Source organism: Arthrobacter sp. Soil736, from assembly GCF_001428005.1.
Classification (GTDB): domain Bacteria; phylum Actinomycetota; class Actinomycetes; order Actinomycetales; family Micrococcaceae; genus Arthrobacter.
On the sequence record NZ_LMSB01000061.1, the window covers coordinates 1 to 3,763 of the forward strand.

The 3,763-nt window shown below is 60.4% G+C and carries 5 protein-coding genes; 1 reads left to right on the forward strand and 4 read right to left on the reverse strand.

All coding sequences use genetic code 11. From position 1 onward, the window contains the following. Window positions 1–612: 612 nt before the first annotated feature. Window positions 613–876 (reverse strand): hypothetical protein, encoded by a 264-nt coding sequence (locus ASG92_RS24605; protein ID WP_056634869.1) that lies wholly within the window; start codon window positions 874–876, stop codon window positions 613–615. A 772-nt stretch (window positions 877–1,648) separates the two neighbouring features. Here ASG92_RS24605 and ASG92_RS24615 point away from each other — a divergent pair. Beyond that, on the forward strand, window positions 1,649–2,176 hold the full coding sequence (locus ASG92_RS24615) for a hypothetical protein (protein WP_157372475.1): 528 nt from the start codon (window positions 1,649–1,651) through the stop codon (window positions 2,174–2,176). A gap of 199 nt (window positions 2,177–2,375) precedes the next feature. Here ASG92_RS24615 and ASG92_RS24620 read toward each other — a convergent pair whose 3' ends face one another. From ASG92_RS24620 to ASG92_RS30150, 3 genes are all read right to left on the reverse strand, one after another. Next, on the reverse strand, window positions 2,376–2,858 hold the full coding sequence (locus tag ASG92_RS24620) for a serine/threonine-protein kinase (protein ID WP_082579719.1): 483 nt from the start codon (window positions 2,856–2,858) through the stop codon (window positions 2,376–2,378). Between the two features lie 141 nt (window positions 2,859–2,999). Continuing rightward, a complete protein-coding gene (locus tag ASG92_RS24625) occupies window positions 3,000–3,257 on the reverse strand; it encodes a hypothetical protein (RefSeq protein ID WP_056634879.1) in 258 nt (85 codons plus the stop codon). A 315-nt stretch (window positions 3,258–3,572) separates the two neighbouring features. Then, window positions 3,573–3,763: hypothetical protein (locus ASG92_RS30150; protein WP_240987292.1), on the reverse strand; the 191-nt coding region annotated here is incomplete at its 5' end.

Genomic DNA, 3,763 nt, shown 5'->3' on the forward strand with positions numbered 1-3,763 from the left:
ATCAGACTATCGTCGCGCACGGCGATCAAAGATTGGCTGGGCATCGTGAATCAGTTCCTGGTTCTCGCCCTACATCACACGGCGGACTTGCTCTGAGCTGCTGGCCTCACCCAACCCTGACACGTAGGGACCCGGGCCGTCGCCCCGCGCTTGTACCCGACGACCAGGTGCACCGTGCGCTCCTTGCGCGTCTTGAAGGTGTCACTGTTTCAACCTATAAGAAGGCGGGAACTGACCTACGGGTTAATTTGCTTCGGATAGAGAGATAGCGGGCGCCGTCTGGCAGCGAGAACTCCAAGCACCTGGAACGATCGCCCGCGCTTCGAGCATCCCTGGCGTGGTCAGACACGGAGGCCCGCTCAGACTTCCACAGAGGTAACGCGCACACGCGGCATCCGCAGCGGAACAGTCGTATCACAGTGCCGAGTGTCGTCAGGAACTCCCAGTGTCGCGTTGACAACCGTTCCGGGAGCAACATTCGTGTTCCTTCTACACCGTTCAGATGTGATCCCTCACCAGCCGCCCGGTGAGGGATCGTCCATCGCGACACGAGGTGGGGCCGTTCACGGCCGATAAGCAGTTTTCGCGCACCCGCGCTTCCGAGAAAAGAAACTACGCCTCGACGAGAATCACCAATGTCTCGGGCAGCACGCCGTCATACGCCATCGCCTCGGCCCCTGCCTCGGATTGCATCAGGGCCATGACGGCATCCATGTCGGGAACGTCCATCAGCACCGCGACTTGCGTCGGGTTCTGTGGGTTGACGAACGTCCGGATGTTGGTGACGCCGAGGGGTCCGAAGATCTCTTCGCGTTTCGGTGAGGCAAGCCAATGGTCCTTGTCCTTCACATCGTGGTGGCCGATCACGGTTGGCATAGCGCGTCCTCTCGAAGGGGGCCAGCGGTCCGCAGGCCCACTGCGCAGAACGCTACTGGTCGTTCCGCACCCAGGCAAGGCTTTTCGTGGCCGCATCTCGCTCGGTCTGCGGGCTGCCCGCAAGGGGTAACCTCCATGGCGCGTGCCGTCCCCGCATCCATGAGCCAACCCAGGCCTGCGCTGTCTAAGCCCCGGCCCCTAACATTCTCGGCCCAAATCTCCGCCGCGTGTTGGTAGTTCCTCCAAGTGAGCAGGCCCACGCCAAAAACAGAAACAAGGAGTGGGATGGTAATTATGACCAGCCAGACATTCATGACTGCCGTGGATGGCCGCAATATCAGCACCGCAAACATGGAAGAGACCAAGAAGGCGATGCCCACGGCTTGGCAGGTGCGGAAGATGCGTACAAGCCGAGGGAGCCTCCGGTGTTCGAGCAACGCTCGGCGAATGAAGCGCACTTCACCGCCCCCCTTCCCAGAATGGTTATTCGGCAACCTACCGCTCCCATGCACGTCATGGGCTAGTACTGCTACATAGGCGGGTTACCTTCTGTTCAGTTGTCCATCCCTTTAGGACCCTCGGATTGCCCGGTCAGGGTTGGCGGAACGGGACCATGTACCACGCGCAGTTTCTGCAGTCCCAGGGCGCTCATTGACAAGCGGACAACGGACGGATGCACTTAGCGCATGGCATCTATAGAGACTGATGCAAGGCTCCGGATCGCGGATGCTCTGGTAGTCCTCGCTCTCGCCGTTACAACGCTCATCATGATTTGGCGTACGCAGACGGAAACGTGGTTCGGAAGCGCCCAGAGCCCTTCCCAGCACTGCTGGTTCTATGGGGCGCCACGATTCTGGTGGGGAAAACCAGAGCAGGAAAGCTGGTCCTGACCCGCCGAAGGTGGAAGTATTTCACTCTCATTGGGGTCGTCGTGGGAATCATCGTCGTGACTGTGGTGGTCACTGCCATTAGCCCGGACCGGTCCGGAGGCAACCCGGCGTTGGGGTTATTCCCGGCCATCGTAGGTTTGTTTGTTGCCCAGCTGTATGAAACGGAAGGCAGTGCTCAATTTAAGGCATCAGACCTCAGCGATCGTGATGTCAGAGTTTGGAGGAAGATCGCCCTCGTTCCGGCTTTCGTCGGAATTGTTCTCGCGTGCATCGCCGGAATCGCCGGAGCGACCGGTAACATCGGCGCGCTTGCGCTGCTCCTGCCGATTGGAATCCTTTTCCTTGTCTTTGCCGCTGCCATCTGGATGATGCTTCGGATAAGGAATCGGCAGCTGAGGGCTAAACCGTAGGTGATTGCATGGCACCGGCGACGTCTAGTTGTTGGCTTGCCCGTGGAGGCGAGGCAGCTCGTCGTGAGACGGTCCACTTCTCTGTCTGCATGGTAAAGGTCGGGCCTGGGAGCATGGGCTCGAAAGTGTCCGCTCAGCGTTCCTCAAACGCACACCCGCCATTTACCGCTGACAGAACAACGCCAAATACCGCTGCGATTCATATCCTTGCGGCGTCATGGTCGTAATCGAAGACCATGATGTTTCCGGGCTTGACGTCCCGGTGGATGACGCCGCTTTCGTGGATGTACGCCAGGGCGTCCGCGAGGTCGTGACCGATCTGGGCTGCATGGCGCGGAGGGAGCGGCCCGTCCGCCAGGCGGCGCTTGAGGTCCGGGCCCTCCACGAGCTCCATCACGAGGTAGATGCAAGGCCGTCCGGGTTCCGTTCTGTCGACTCCGGCGTCCAGGAGGGTTACCAGGCTGTGGTGGGTCAGGCGCGCCAGAACCTTCAACTCCGCCTCGTCATCGTGGGGCGCATCGTGGCCGCCGGGCTTGGTGACAATCTTGACGGCCACTTCGCGCTCGAGGAATTGGTCCACGGCCCGGTAGACGTTTGCCATGGCGCCCGACCCGATTTGCTCCAGGACGTGGTACCTGCCGCCCAGGGTCGTGCCTGCTGAAATGCCGGACTGTACGTCCATCTTGTGCCTTTGAGTCTTGCCGCACGGTGCTCGGGGCCCGTACGGGTATTCGGTGCTGTGGTTTTAGCAGGGCTGCGCTAAAAGCAGTGACCTAGAAGGCGGGAAGAGCCGATTCGCATCGACTCTTCCTGGCGGGTTCAGCTATATGAGGCTGGGTGCGCTGGCGAGGATGTAGTCCGCCGCAGCCGGTCCGGTCATGGCAAGCTCGCAGGAATCCGGGGCGATTCCCTGATCCTTGAGCGATGCCCACAAGGCAGCGGGAGGCTGGGGCTGCGTCTTGTTGATCAGGCACCAGCTTGTGTACAGGCCGTAGAGCTCGTCCGGCGTCAGCTGGCAGTCGGTCTCGCGCTCCGCGGTGAGGGCCTCGGATACAAATCGTTCGAAATGGGTGGCAGTCATGGGGGTCCTCCAAGGCAGGCATATTGATCCGCCGTTCTGCTTCAGCGTTAACGGATCGCCGCCCGAGGGCCAGTGATCTCCCTGAAATCTATGCGAGACAGACCGTTCTGTCTAGTCGCTTCCCGCTGCCCTGTCCAGTTGCTTCCCGCTGCCGGTTCGGCCGCGTTGGGCCGCATCGCGGGGCGGGCTTGGGGCTCGCTAGCCGGCCGATTTGCGCGGACGATTCGGGGTGTGTATATTTATTCGAGTCGCCGCCGCTGAAGCGGAAAAATAGCGACCGACCCCCAGATAAACAGCCTGAAAATGGTGTGCTAACTAGTGCGCCACGAAGGGCGGGGACCCTCCTGTTGAATCGAAAATCACGGAAACGTTGATTTGCAAAGGTTCGCCGGGTCGGGTAAGTTTGGAAAGTTGCTCCGGAGCGATCCGCGACCGAATGGTGGTTGTGGTGGTGCCGGGTGTGTCTGTTGTTTGAGAACTCAATAGTGTGCCAAGTTTGTTGATAC

Excerpts from the sequence above, each read along its gene's own strand:
- ASG92_RS24625 (WP_056634879.1), bottom strand. The coding sequence starts at position 3,257 with ATGACTGCCACCCATTTCGAACGATTTGTATCCGAGGCCCTCACCGCG.
- ASG92_RS24620 (WP_082579719.1), bottom strand. The coding sequence starts at position 2,858 with ATGGACGTACAGTCCGGCATTTCAGCAGGCACGACCCTGGGCGGCAGG.
- ASG92_RS24605 (WP_056634869.1), bottom strand. The coding sequence starts at position 876 with ATGCCAACCGTGATCGGCCACCACGATGTGAAGGACAAGGACCATTGG.